The sequence below is a fragment of the Microbacterium sp. ZW T5_45 genome, from assembly GCF_044987415.1.
Lineage (GTDB): Bacteria > Actinomycetota > Actinomycetes > Actinomycetales > Microbacteriaceae > Microbacterium.
Window position 1 is genome coordinate 125,782 of the sequence record NZ_JBJDRJ010000003.1, and the last position, 12,763, is coordinate 138,544.

Here is a 12,763-nt window from a genome sequence, read left to right on the forward strand (position 1 = left end):
TCAGCGGCTCGCCTCGTCTTCGTCGAGCATCCGCGACAGGTAACGGGCGACCGCCCGTGCTGCCGCGAGATTGCTCGGGTAGTCCATGCGGGTGGGGCCCATGACGCCGACCCGTGCCGTCCCGTGCGGGGCGGCGTAATCGCTGGCGACGATCGACGCCTCACCCAGCCCGAACGGGGCGTTCTCGGTGCCGATGCTCGCAGCGAGCCCGTGAGCGTCGGCTTCCATCTCGCTCATCAGCCGCAGCAGCGTCACCTGCTCCTCGATCGCCTCGAGCAGAGGATGGATGCTGCCGCGGAAGTCCTGCTCGCGTCGCGCGAGCGTCGCCGCTCCCGCCATCACCAGGCGCTCCTGGCGGAACTGACCGAGCTCTTCGGAGACGATGACGGCGAGCGAGCGCAGCGCGGCATCCGTCGTCGTGTCGTCAGAGAGCAGCGTCTGCAGACGATCAGACGCGTCGCTCACCGCTCGTCCGGTGATCAGCGCCGACAAGCGGGCACGCAGGACGGCGACGTCCGCCTCGTCGAGTTCGACAGGCAGAAGGGCGATCCGCTGGGACACGCCGCCGGCATCGGTCACCAGCACGATCAGCAGACGGTTCGGCGCGAGCGCGACGAGTTCGAGGTGCGTGAGGTGTGCGCGGGCGAAAGAGGGGTACTGCGCCAGGGCGACCTGACCCGTGAGCTGGGTGAGGACGCGCACCGTGCGGGCCATGAGGTCGTCGAGATCGGCAGGATCCGTGAGGAACGACTCGATGGCGCTGCGCTGGGCGACCGTGAGCGGTCGCAACTGCGCGAGGTGATTGACGAAGACCCGGTAGCCCTTGTCTGTCGGAACGCGCCCGGACGAGGTGTGCGGAGCCGTGATGAGCTCCTCGTCCTCGAGCAGCGCCATGTCGTTCCGGATGGTCGCCGCCGACACCCCGAAGGAGTATCTGTCGACGATCGTGCGGCTGCCGACCGGCTCGTGCGTCTCGACGTAGTCCTGCACGATCGCCCGGAGCACCTGAAGGCCTCGTTCCGTGACCATCTGATCCTCCCGCCTGGCACTCGAACCCGTAGAGTGCCAATCCTATCGCGTACGTCCTAGGATGGCGCCCATGACTCCACGGCCCACCGTCGCGCTCGCCGCGGGAACCGTCCGCGGCGTGCAGGACGACGGCGTCCGGCGCTTCCTCGGCATCCCCTACGCCGTACCTCCGTTCGGGCGGAACCGCTTCAGTGCACCTCAGCCCGTCGCGCCATGGCAGGGAGTGCGGGACGCCGATGCCTTCGGTCCCACTGCCCCGCAGCGCCCCTATGGCGGCGCGATCGGCGAGCTGCTGGGCTCGGTGCGGATCCCCGGCGACGACATCCTCACCGCCAATGTCTGGGCCCCGGTCGACGCCTCGGGCGCGCCGGTGATGCTGTGGGTCCACGGCGGTGCCCTCGAGCGGGGAACCGCCGCGCTCCCCCTCTACGACGGAGCTGCTTTCGCGCGCGCGGGCGTCGTCTTCGTCTCCGTCAACTACCGACTGGGCTCGGAAGGCTTCTCGGTGCTGGACGACGCGCCGTGCAACCTCGGTCTGCGCGACGTCGCGGCGGCACTCGAGTGGGTGCACCGCGAGATCTCCGCATTCGGCGGCGATCCGTCGGCGATCACCGCGATGGGCGAATCCGCCGGCGGCGCACTCGTGGCGGCCCTGCTCGCACGAGACGACACGAGACCGATGATCGCCCGCGCGATCATCGAATCCGGGCCGCTCGACGCGCAATCACCCGAGAAGGCGGGCCGGGTGACGCAGCAGCTGGCGAAGCGTCTCGGTGTCAGCGCCGACCGCGGGTCCTTCCTCGGCATGCCGCCGGATGCCCTGCTCGACGCCCGTCGGGATCAGGCCGCCGGGTCCTCGCCGCTCGGCGGTGCTCCGGGGTTCCAGCTCGCGATCGACCAGGACAGCCTCCCGCAGTCGCCGCACAAGGTGCTGGGGTCGATCGATACGCCCGTGCTGATCGGCTCCAACACGGACGAGTACCGGCTGTGGTTCCCTCCGGAGTCGCTCGCCGGGATCAGCCGTCTGAAACTCCTCCTGGCACGTCTCGCCCTACGGATCCCCGGGCGCGCGGTCACCGCCGTCAGATCGGCGTTCCCCGGTGCAACCACGGGCGAGGTGTTCGGACAGCTCGCGACCGACATCCTGTTGCGCGCTCCCCTCTCCCGCCTCGCCGCCGCACGCCCCACGTCGACCCACGTCTACGAGTTCGCCTGGCCGAGCCCCGTTCGGGATCTGCGCGCCGCGCACGCCCTCGAGCTGGGGTTCGTCTTCGACCGTCTCGATGACGACGAGGCGAGGCGGTTGACCGGCCCCGATGCGCCCACACGACTGGCCGCAGAGATGCACGCCTCCTGGATCGCCTACGTGAAGACGGGTGACCCGGGGTGGCCGGTCTTCGGCACCGAAGGCATGACGCGCGTGTTCGACATCGAGAGCGCCACGATGCCGCAACGGCGCTCCGAGATCGTGGATCTGCTGCCTAGTCGGTGAGCTCGCGCACCACGGCGTCGGCGAGCAGGCGGCCCTTGAGGGTCAGCCGCACGCGTCCACGCACCGCGGATGCCGCATCGACGAGGCCGTCGGCGATCAGCCCGGCGACCCGCGAGCGATTCCCCGCCGGAAGGTCGGCGACCGCGATGCCCTCGGCGAGCCGACTCTCCAGGAGCACCCGCTCGAGCATGTGCGCCTGCGGGTCAGGGCGCTCCGTGCCCGCCGCGGGCGACTCGCCGGCCGCGAGACGCTGAGCGTATGCGGCAGGATGCTTGACGTTCCACCAGCGCAGGCCGGCCACGTGACTGTGCGCCCCAGGGCCGAAACCCCACCAGTCGTTGCCTCGCCAGTAGGCGAGGTTATGGCGCGAGCGATTGTCGGACTCCGCAGTGGGCCGCGCCCAGTTGCTGATCTCGTACCAGTCGAATCCTGCCGCGCTGAGTCGCGCGTCCAGCAGCTCGTACATGTCGGCCTGCAGATCGTCGTCCGGCGCGGGAACCTCGCCGCGACGGATCTGACGAGCGAGCTTGGTGCCGTCCTCGATGATCAGCGCGTACGCGGAGATGTGATCGGACTCGAGCGCCAGCGCGGCATCGAGCGATGCCTCCCAGTCGCCCAGCGACTCTCCCGGAGCGCCGTAGATGAGGTCGACACTGACGGCGAGACCCGCGTCCTTGGCCGCATCGACGGCCGTGCGCACGTTCTCGGGGCGGTGCGTGCGATCGAGAGCGGCGAGTACGCGCGGCACCGCCGACTGCATGCCGATCGACAGACGGGTGACTCCGGCATCCGCGAGCACGCGGGCGACTTCGGGCGTGACCGTGTCGGGGTTCGCTTCGACCGTGACCTCGGCGTTCGGAGCCAGCCCGAATGCGGATGCCGCGGCGTCGAGCATCCGCGCCAGATCGCCCGCGGGGAGCAGGGTCGGGGTTCCGCCGCCGAAGAACACCGTGTCCATGGGGCGGAGCGCTCCGGCATCCGTGAGCACCCGGCGGGCGAGGTCGATCTCGGTCGTGAGGGTCTCGGCGTAGTCCTCCTGCCGCGCACCGCGCAGCTCGCCGGAGGTGTACGTGTTGAAGTCGCAGTATCCGCAGCGCACCCGGCAGAACGGGATGTGCAGGTACGCAGAGAAGGGCCGGGTCGGATCGACAGGCAGGTCGACGGGCAGAGCGCCGTCGGTCGGCGCAGGGTCGCCGAGCGGCAGGGGTCCCGCCATCAGACGGGGGTCGCGTACAGCGGAGAGATCGCACGGAGGTAACGGGCGAAGAGTTCCTTGCGGCGGCGTTTCACGAGTGCGGGCACCAGTCGGTAGAGGAGGGAGTTCGGCGCGTCGAAGGCACGGACGGTGAACCACACCTCGTCGTTGTCCTCGCGCCACTCGATGTCGAACGACTCCTCACCGCTGACGACCGAACCGTCGACGGTGCCGAGCACGAAACCGATGCGACGCTTCTCCTCTGTCACCGAGATGACGCGGAGCTCGGCGTCGGCGCGCATTCCGCCGACCCGACCGTGCACGCGCAGGGTCATGCCGGGGCCGACGAACGGCATGCCCTCGGCATCGAAGCGCTGCTCGACCTCGCTCTTGCTCGGAGCGATCGGAGTGCCCTCGGCATCGAAGCTCACACCGGCGTAGGTCGGTCCCGGCGCAGGACGGACGTCCGTCACGCTCAGACCGGCCGCGCGCTGAGCGGTCCAGGAGAGGAGAGACTCGCCGGCCGACTGGAATCGCTCAGCGCCACTGCCGATCCGCCAGGAGTTCTCGGCCGGAATACTGCGCTCCGGCGGATACTGCATGAGATCGGGCGCGTGGGTCGCACCCACGGCCGCATAGTCAACCGTGTCGTCTCGGAAAGTCCCGCGCCGCATGTCCTCCAGCCTACTCAGGTTCCCTGGACGAACCCTCCTCCGCGTCTCCCTCGTCCGCCGATCCCGGTCAGCGAGCGCGCTGCTGCGCGGCGATCTCCGCCTCCACCGCCCGCACGTAATCGCGACGCACGGAACGTTGCATCAGACGGAGCGCCGGCGTCAGCATCCACCACAGGAACGTCGAGGGCCGTGAGATCGAGCGGACCGTGAAGCGCCCCTCCGCGACGACGAAGGTCTCCTCGCCGTACAGCGGGTGCCCGGGTCGGGTCTCGTACGCGAGACCGTGCGGATCCGCTCGGAAGACCCGCACCGGCGCGTCGAATCGGATGCCGAGCACACGCCGTGACAGCACACCGTCGGCACCGAGGACGGGAGGGGTCGACGGGGTGTCGAAGCCGACGCGTCTGTTGAGCTCCCAGGAGCCGATGAGCGCGCCGACGGCATCACGCGCCGATGCGGGCACGGCGGTCGACAGTTCGTCGACGCGGAGTCCACGAGGAACGTCGGCGATCGGATTCGCGGTCACTCCCCGCGAATACGCCGGCGAACGCATCTGCTACTTCTTGTCCTTGCTTTCGACGTCTCCGGAGAGAGCGGCGATGAACGCCTCCTGAGGGACCTCCACGCGACCGACCATCTTCATGCGCTTCTTGCCCTCCTTCTGCTTCTCGAGGAGCTTGCGCTTGCGGCTGATGTCACCGCCGTAGCACTTGGCGAGCACGTCCTTGCGGAGCGCCCTGATCGTCTCGCGGGCGATGATGCGGGCGCCGATGGCGGCCTGGATCGGCACCTCGAAGTTCTGACGAGGGATGAGCTTGCGCAGCCGCTCGGTCATGAGCGTGCCGTAGGCGTAGGCCTTGTCGCGGTGGACGATCGAGCTGAACGCGTCGACCTTGTCGCCCTGCAGCAAGATGTCGACCTTGACGAGATCCGCCTCCTGCTGTCCTGCCGGCTCGTAGTCGAGCGAGGCGTACCCCTGGGTCTTCGACTTGAGCTGATCGAAGAAGTCGAACACGATCTCGCCGAGGGGCATCGTGTAGCGGAGCTCGACGCGCTCCTCCGAGAAGTACTCCATGCCGAGCAGCGTGCCGCGGCGCGACTGGCAGAGCTCCATGACCGTGCCGACGTAGTCCTTGGGCAGCAGGATCGCGGTCTTCACCATCGGCTCGGACACCGAGCCGATGCGGCCGTCCGGGTACTCGCTCGGGTTGGTGACCGTGACAGTCTCGCCGGTGTCGCTCGTGAGCACCTCGTAGATCACGCTGGGCGCCGTGGTGATGAGGTCGAGTCCGAACTCGCGCGAGAGACGCTCGGTGATGATCTCGAGGTGCAGCAGGCCGAGGAAGCCGCAGCGGAAGCCGAACCCGAGCGCCACAGAGGTCTCGGGCTCGTACTGCAGCGACGCATCCGAGAGCTTGAGCTTGTCGAGCGCCTCGCGGAGCTCGGCGTAGTCGCTGCCGTCGATCGGATAGATGCCGGAGAAGACCATCGGCTTGGGGTCGGTGTATCCCGGGAGCGCTTCGGATGCCGGCTTGCGGGCGTTCGTGATGGTGTCGCCGACCTTCGACTGGCGGACGTCCTTCACGCCGGTGATGAGGTAGCCGACCTCGCCGACGCCGAGCCCGTTGGTCGGGGTGGGCTCCGGGCTGGAGACGCCGACCTCGAGAGCCTCGTGGTTCGCGCCGGTCGACATCATCTGGATCCGCTCGCGCGGAGACAGCTTGCCGTCGACCATGCGGACGTAGGTGACGACCCCGCGGTAGGCGTCGTACACCGAGTCGAAGATCATCGCCCGGGCGGGAGCATCCGCATCGCCGACCGGCGCCGGGATCTCCTGCACGAGGCGGTCGAGCAGGTCCTCGACCCCCGCACCGGTCTTGCCGGACACGCGGAGGACGTCTTCGGGGCGGCCGCCGATCAGGTCGGCGAGCTCCTTCGCGTACTTCTCGGGCTCGGCGGCCGGCAGGTCGATCTTGTTGAGGACCGGGATGATCGTCAGATCGTTCTCGAGCGCGAGGTAGAGGTTCGCGAGAGTCTGGGCCTCGATGCCCTGTGCCGCGTCGACGAGCAGGATCGCGCCTTCGCACGCGGCGAGGGAGCGCGAGACCTCGTAGGTGAAGTCGACGTGACCGGGGGTGTCGATCATGTTCAGTGCGACGGTCTCGCCGTCGACCTGCCACGGCATCCGCACCGCCTGACTCTTGATCGTGATGCCGCGCTCGCGCTCGATATCCATGCGATCCAGGTACTGCGCGCGCATGTCGCGATCCGAGACCACGCCCGTGATCTGGAGCATGCGGTCGGCGAGCGTCGACTTGCCGTGATCGATGTGGGCGATGATGCAGAAGTTGCGGATCTTCTCAGCGGGCGTCGCGGCGGGCTGAAGAGGGGTGAGGGCGCGTGGTGACATGTCCCGACGATTCTACGGTGAGGGGCGACTAATGCCGATTCGGGGACTTTCGGTGATAGTCTCGCGAAGTTGCCCGGGAGCCATCCGTGACACCGGATCCCGTGGGCGATAGGACTCCGTCACAGACCAGTGCATTCGTCGTATCGCGCAGATCGGCAGATGGTGATGGACTGTCTTACCGGCTCAGCGTTGCGTCGGCTAATCCCGCACTTCGCTGGAGAAGAGAAAGACCCATCACCGTGATCAAGTACCTCGTGCGCCGCTCACTCGGCTGGCTGCTCATGATCGTGGTGGCGACCAACCTCACGTACTTCCTCGCGTGGAACTTCCTGGATCCACGCAGCAACTACGTCGGCCGCCGCCCGCCGCTCACCGAAGAGCAGATCGTGCACACCCTCGCTCCGCGCAACCTCAGTGACACGGTCCCGCTCATCGAGCGCTGGTGGACCTGGCTGACCGGAATCCTGCTGCGATGGGACTGGGGCGTGAGCCCCACCGGCGGTTCGGTGAACGAGCAGGTCGCGTATCGCATGTGGGTGAGCGCCGAGCTCGTCCTCGGCGCGACCATCCTCACGACGATCCTGGGCATCGCTCTCGGCGTCTACACCGCGTCGCGTCAGTACAAGCTCGCCGACCGCATCGGTCAGGCCACCAGCATCATCACGATGAACATCCCGATCGTGGTCGCGGCGTTCGGCATCGTCCTGCTCGCGATCGGACTGAACAACGCCACGGGTACCCGGGTCTTCTTCGTGACCGGGAATGCGAGCAAGGGGGTCGAGGGGTTCTTCCCCGTCCTCGTCGACGTCCTCCAACATCTGACGCTGCCCACGATCGCCCTGGTCCTGACCGGTTACGCCAGCATCCACTTCCTGCAGCGCTCGCTCCTGCTCGACAACATCAGCGCCGACTACGTCCGCACGGCGCGCGCCAAGGGGCTCACCAAGCAGCAGGCGATCCGCAAGCACGCCCTGCGCACCTCGCTCATCCCGGTGGCCACGCAGGTGGCCTTCACGATCCCTGCCGTGTTCACCGGTGCGGTGCTGACGGAGACGATCTTCGCGTGGAACGGCATGGGCAAGTACTTCATCGAGACCATCTCCAAGAACGACATCCACGGCACGGTCGCGATCGCGGCCTTCGGCGCCGTGCTCACCGCGATCGGCGCGATCCTCGCCGACATCGCGGTGGTCGTCCTCGACCCGCGAGTGAGGGTGAGCTGACATGAGCACCGACATGATCGACCCGACGGTCCAGCCCCCGGCGGACGTTCCGGATACCGCCACGGCACGGGTCGCGCGCAAGCGCCTCTCGAAGTGGACCCTCTACTCCCGGCGCTACGCCAGGAACAGAGGGGCGATGATCGGCCTCGGCATCTTCGTCTTCATCGTGCTGTTCGCAGTGTTCGGCCCGCTGATCGCCCGCTACGCGCACGAGCACATGGACTTCCTCAACCTCAGCACCGGGCCCTCCGCCGATCACTGGTTCGGGACCAACAGCGCCGGCAACGATCTGTTCGCCCAGGTCGCGGTCGGCCTGCAGCGCTCGCTCATGATCGCCATCACGGTCTCCGTCGGAGTGACGATCGTGTCGGCCCTCGTCGGCACCGCGGCGGCGTACTTCGGAGGCTGGACCGAGCGCATCGCACTGCTCGTCATCCACTTCATGATGGTGATCCCGAGCTTCCTCATCCTCGCGATGATCTCCAATAAGTCAGGCGGCGACTGGCGGGTGATCGCACTGATCATGATCTTCGTGATCGGCTGGTACTTCCCCGCCCGCATCATCTGGACGATGGCCCTGTCGCTCCGCGAGCGCGAGTACGTCAGCGCCGCCCGTTACATGGGTGTGAGCGGCATGAGGATCGTGCTGCGGCATCTGCTGCCGAACATCGGCTCGCTGCTGGTCATCAACTTCACGCTCGGTGTCGTGAACGCGGTCGTCACCGAGACCGGCCTGTCGTACCTCGGATTCGGAGTGAAGATCCCCGATGTGTCGCTCGGCGCGTTGATCGGCTCGGGCTCCGGGTCCTTGAGCACGGCGCCGTGGCTGTTCCTCTTCCCCGCCGCGGCGCTGACGCTGCTGACCGTCTCCATGGCGCTGGTCGCCGACGGTCTGCGCGACGCCCTCGATCCCACCTCGGCGGCAGGAGGCCGCGCATGAGCACAGTACTCTCTGTCCGCGACCTCACCGTCAGCTTCGCCTCGGAGGCGGGGCGGGTGGATGCCGTCCGCGGCGTCAGCTTCGACCTGGAGGCGGGCAGGACGCTCGGCATCGTCGGCGAGTCCGGATCCGGCAAGTCCGTCACGTCCCTCGCGATCATGGGCCTTCTCGACGAGAACGCCCGCGTCACCGGCTCGATCATGTACGACGGCGAGGAGCTCCTCGGCAAGAGCGATGCCCAGCTCTCGGTGATCCGCGGCAACGGCATGTCGATGGTCTTCCAGGATCCGCTCACGTCGCTGACACCGGTGTTCACGATCGGAGATCAGCTCGTCGAAGCACTCACCGTGCACCGGAGCCTGTCGAAGAAGGAGGCGTGGAGCCGTGCGGTCGAGCTCCTGAAGCTCGTCGGAATCTCGGAGCCCGAGCGGCGCATGAAGTCGTTCCCGCACGAGTTCTCCGGCGGCATGCGCCAGCGCGTCGTCATCGCGATCGCGATGGCGAACAATCCGAAGCTCATCATCTGCGACGAGCCGACCACCGCTCTCGATGTGACGATCCAGGCGCAGATCCTCGACCTCATCGAGAAGGCACAGGACGAGACCGGCGCCGCCGTGATCATGATCACGCATGACATGGGCGTGGTGGCGCGCACGGCCGATGACGTCATGGTGATGTACGCGGGCAAGCCTGTGGAGCATGCGCCAGCGCGCGAGCTCTTCCACCACACCCGGATGCCGTATGCGATCGGTCTGCTCGGAGCCATCCCCCGGGTCGACAAGGCCGAGAAGGAACCGCTCACGCCGATCAAGGGCAACCCGCCGCTGCTGATCAACCTGCCGCACGCCTGCCCGTTCGCCGATCGCTGTCCGATCGCCGTGGACGCATGCCGCGACGCCGAGCCCGAACTCCTCCCCGTCGCGACCGGAACCGGTGAGTCGCACCTCGCCGCGTGCATCCGTGCAGACGAGATCGACGACGGCGCACTGCTGGGTGGGCTGCCGGTGTATCCGGTGCGCGAGGCGCCGGAGAGCGCCCTCACCCGCACCCCGCGCGAGGAGCGGCCGGTCACGCTCGAGGTGAAGAACCTCACCAAGACTTTCCCGCTGCTGAAGGGGTCCTTCCTCAAGCGCAAGGTCGGCGAGGTGCACGCGATCAAGGGTGTGAGCTTCGATGTTCGCGAGGGCGAGACCATGGCGATCGTCGGCGAATCGGGAAGCGGCAAGACCACGACTCTGCTGCAGATCATGGACATGGTCAAGCAGACCGACGGCGACATCGTGATCGCCGGAACGAGCGTGAACGACATCCGGAGCCGCAAGGTCGAGCGCCGACTCCGGCGCGACATCCAGATCGTCTTCCAGGATCCGATGGGAGCGCTCGATCCTCGTATGACGGTGGCCGACATCATCGCGGAGCCGCTCATCGCGATCGGCACGCCGAAGGACGAGGTGAACCGTCGGGTCGACGAGCTCATGGACCTCGTCGGCCTGAACCCGGCCCACAGCGATCGGTTCCCGCAGGCGTTCTCCGGTGGGCAGCGACAGCGCATCGGGATAGCCCGCGCGCTGTCGACGAATCCGAAGATCGTCGTCCTCGACGAGCCGGTGTCGGCGCTCGACGTGTCGATCCAGGCCGGTGTGATCAACCTCCTCGACGAGCTCAAGGTCAAGCTCGGACTGTCGTATCTGTTCGTCGCGCACGACCTGTCGGTGGTGCGTCACATCGCCGACCGCGTCGCGGTGATGTACCTCGGCGACTTCGTCGAGCACGGCGACGTGGACGAGGTCTTCGACAATCCGCAGCATCCGTACACCCAGGCTCTGCTGTCGGCGATCCCCGTCCCCGACCCCGACATCGAGCGCACCCGCCAGCGCGTTGTGTTCGATCCGGACACCATGACCACGCGATCCGTGACCGCCTGACAGTGGTCACGGATCACCGTCCGATAACGGTTAAGCGGCATTCACTGCGACCCCCTGCGCATGCCGATAGCCGGTTTTAGGCTTCCCTGTATGACATCGCCGAAAGGCGGAAGGAGCACCATGAAGCACAACAAGTTGTGGGGGGCGGTCGCGATCAGCGGCGTCCTCGCACTCGCCCTCGCCGGTTGCGCGAGCGGATCCGGCAACACCGGCGGCGGGAACGATGGCGGAGAGACCGTCGAGACCAAGACCGCGGACTACAATCCCCAGCCCCGCGACAACGTCCAGGACGGCGGAGAGGTCCACTTCGAGATCCAGGAGGTCCCGGAGCAGCTGAACGCCTTCAACAGCGACGCCAGCGCTGACACCGCACGCCTGTGGTACTACTTCATGCCGCAGATCCTGCTCGTCACGCCCGAGGGCGAGGTGTCCAAGAACGACGCCTACCTCGACGCCTACGAGATCGGCGAGGTCGATGGCAACACCACGATCACGTTCACGTTCACGGACAAGGCGCACTTCAACGACGGCACCGACATGGACTGGACCGCCATCGACGCCACATGGAAGGCGAACCGCTCGTACGACGAGGGGTTCAACCCCAATGCGACCGACGGGTACAAGCAGATCGCCTCGGTCGAGCAGGGCGACACCGCCAAGACCGCCGTCGTCACCTTCGACGGCATCTACGCCTGGCCGTCCATGGCCTTCCTCACCGGCGGCGTGCTGAACCCGAAGCACGCGGATGCTGAGACCTTCAACAACGCGTACATCGGCAACCTCAACTCCGAGTGGGGCGCCGGCCCCTACGTCGTCGACGAGTTCGACGCGAACAGCGGCTTCGTCTCGTTCACGCCGAACCCCGAGTGGTGGGGCAATGCTCCCAAGCTCGACAAGGTGACCTTCCAGGCACTCGAGGACGACGCGGCGATCAACGCGTTCCGCAACGGTGAGATCGACCAGGTCGAGGCCAACAGCGAAGACCGCCTGAAGCAGGTCTCCGATGTCGACGGTGCCGTCGTGCGACGCGCGCAGCAGACCGCGAAGACCGTGCTCATGGTCGACGCAGACAAGCCGCAGTTCGAGGACATCAACGTGCGCAAGGCGTTCTTCCTCGGTGTCGACATCGACCAGCAGAAGCAGATCGCGTGGAAGGGCCTCGGTTACGAGGAGCCCGTCGCGGGATCGCTCAACATGTACTCGTTCCAGGACGGCTACGTCGACGCGTTCGGCGAGGCGGGTCTGAAGTACGACCAGGAAGAGGCCAAGAAGCTCCTCGACGACGCCGGATGGAAGGTCGGCGACGACGGCATCCGTGAGAAGGACGGCGAGAAGTTCACGGTCACGTACCCGATCTTCAGCAACACTCCCGTGCAGGAGGCGCTCGCGAAGTCGCTCCAGGCGCAGCAGAAGGAGATCGGCATCGACGTGCAGATCGACGTCCGCTCGACGAACGACTTCTCCGACGACTTCAACACGAAGAACTGGGACATCTTCAGCCTTCGCTTCACCGATTCCGACCCGTTCGGACCGGCCTGGATGAGCCAGCTCTACGGCTCGGACAGCGGCCTCAACCTGTCGGGCACCGGCTCGGCGGAGATCGACGAGAAGCTCGCCTCCGACGTCGAGTCGCAGACCGACGCCGAGAGCTGGACCGCCGCCGCGATGAAGCTCGAGCCCGAGATCATCGAAGAGACCTGGGGCGTCATCCCGCTGTACAGCGGCCCGTCCATCTACGTCGTGCAGGACGGCCTCGCGAACCTCACCCCGGAGCCGTACGTGGGCCTCGACCTCTTCGGCGTCACGCCGGTGGAGGACCTGGGCTGGGAGAAGTAAGCACCCGTGCACAGCAGGCGGGGTCGGTGGTCATCCACC

At 67.2% G+C, this 12,763-nt stretch carries 10 protein-coding genes; 5 read left to right on the top strand and 5 right to left on the bottom strand.

The window, feature by feature from the left end; genetic code table 11:
• Positions 1-1,029: a heat-inducible transcriptional repressor HrcA gene (gene hrcA / locus ACI3KS_RS02460; protein WP_404914835.1), complete on the bottom strand. Its 1,029-nt coding sequence runs from the start codon at positions 1,027-1,029 to the stop codon at positions 1-3.
• A 70-nt stretch (positions 1,030-1,099) separates the two neighbouring features.
• Between hrcA and ACI3KS_RS02465 the strand changes: the two genes are divergently transcribed.
• Complete coding sequence (locus ACI3KS_RS02465) at positions 1,100-2,521, top strand: carboxylesterase/lipase family protein (protein WP_404914837.1); 1,422 nt, start codon at positions 1,100-1,102, stop codon at positions 2,519-2,521.
• Here the strand turns inward: ACI3KS_RS02465 and hemW are convergent.
• The 4 genes from hemW to lepA form a co-directional block, all read right to left on the bottom strand.
• Positions 2,511-3,737 (bottom strand): radical SAM family heme chaperone HemW, encoded by a 1,227-nt coding sequence (hemW, locus tag ACI3KS_RS02470; protein WP_404914839.1) that lies wholly within the window; start codon positions 3,735-3,737, stop codon positions 2,511-2,513. The two genes, ACI3KS_RS02465 and hemW, sit on opposite strands and share 11 nt — an antisense overlap.
• Positions 3,737-4,390 (bottom strand): DUF1990 family protein, encoded by a 654-nt coding sequence (locus ACI3KS_RS02475; protein WP_404914841.1) that lies wholly within the window; start codon positions 4,388-4,390, stop codon positions 3,737-3,739. The genes hemW and ACI3KS_RS02475 overlap by 1 nt, the downstream gene beginning before the upstream one ends.
• A gap of 67 nt (positions 4,391-4,457) precedes the next feature.
• Positions 4,458-4,943, bottom strand: a complete 486-nt coding sequence (locus ACI3KS_RS02480; protein WP_404914843.1) for a DUF1990 family protein — start codon at positions 4,941-4,943, stop codon at positions 4,458-4,460.
• A 3-nt stretch (positions 4,944-4,946) separates the two neighbouring features.
• Positions 4,947-6,800, bottom strand: coding sequence for a translation elongation factor 4 (gene lepA, locus ACI3KS_RS02485; RefSeq protein WP_404914845.1), 1,854 nt, complete (start codon positions 6,798-6,800; stop codon positions 4,947-4,949).
• A gap of 239 nt (positions 6,801-7,039) precedes the next feature.
• Between lepA and ACI3KS_RS02490 the strand changes: the two genes are divergently transcribed.
• From ACI3KS_RS02490 to ACI3KS_RS02505, 4 genes are all read left to right on the top strand, one after another.
• Positions 7,040-8,023, top strand: a complete 984-nt coding sequence (locus ACI3KS_RS02490; protein ID WP_404914847.1) for an ABC transporter permease — start codon at positions 7,040-7,042, stop codon at positions 8,021-8,023.
• Position 8,024: 1 nt separating this feature from the next.
• Complete coding sequence (locus ACI3KS_RS02495) at positions 8,025-8,963, top strand: ABC transporter permease (RefSeq protein WP_404914849.1); 939 nt, start codon at positions 8,025-8,027, stop codon at positions 8,961-8,963.
• Positions 8,960-10,888 (top strand): dipeptide ABC transporter ATP-binding protein, encoded by a 1,929-nt coding sequence (locus ACI3KS_RS02500; RefSeq protein WP_404914851.1) that lies wholly within the window; start codon positions 8,960-8,962, stop codon positions 10,886-10,888. The genes ACI3KS_RS02495 and ACI3KS_RS02500 overlap by 4 nt, the downstream gene beginning before the upstream one ends.
• 120 nt (positions 10,889-11,008) lie before the next feature.
• The gene (locus ACI3KS_RS02505; protein ID WP_404914853.1) at positions 11,009-12,724 is read left to right on the top strand and encodes an ABC transporter family substrate-binding protein; all 1,716 of its coding nucleotides are present in this window, start codon (positions 11,009-11,011) and stop codon (positions 12,722-12,724) included.
• Positions 12,725-12,763 lie beyond the last annotated feature (39 nt).